The sequence below is a fragment of the Desulfovibrio psychrotolerans genome (assembly GCF_013340305.1).
GTDB lineage: Bacteria > Desulfobacterota > Desulfovibrionia > Desulfovibrionales > Desulfovibrionaceae > Halodesulfovibrio > Halodesulfovibrio psychrotolerans.
The window spans coordinates 1-246 of record NZ_BLVP01000030.1 but is presented as its reverse complement, the minus strand read 5'-3'; the positions used below and the strand labels follow the sequence as shown (position 1 = coordinate 246).

At 62.6% G+C, this 246-nt stretch carries 1 protein-coding gene; it reads right to left on the bottom strand.

Translation table 11 applies throughout. The features are described 5' to 3' along the window. Positions 1-246 (bottom strand): Ig-like domain-containing protein (locus HUV26_RS13560; protein ID WP_174410676.1); only part of this gene is annotated, 246 nt, incomplete at both ends.

The following is a 246-nucleotide window of genomic DNA, read 5'->3' as shown; positions in this document are numbered from 1 at the left end:
CCCGTGCACGTCCGTCACGGTGTACTTGATGGTAAAGGTCGCCTCTTGCCCCTCGGCAAGGGAGTTGTACTCCCCATGCTTGGGGTTAAAGCTGTAGCTGCCGTTAGGCTTCAGCACAAAGCCCGCGGGCACGTCGCTGTCCGCGTCCAGCGTAAAGGTGAGCTTGTCGCCGTCCACATCTGTGGCGGTCAGCTTGCCGCGCAGCAGGGCATCCCCCTCCGCAACGGCAACATCCGCATGGGCGTT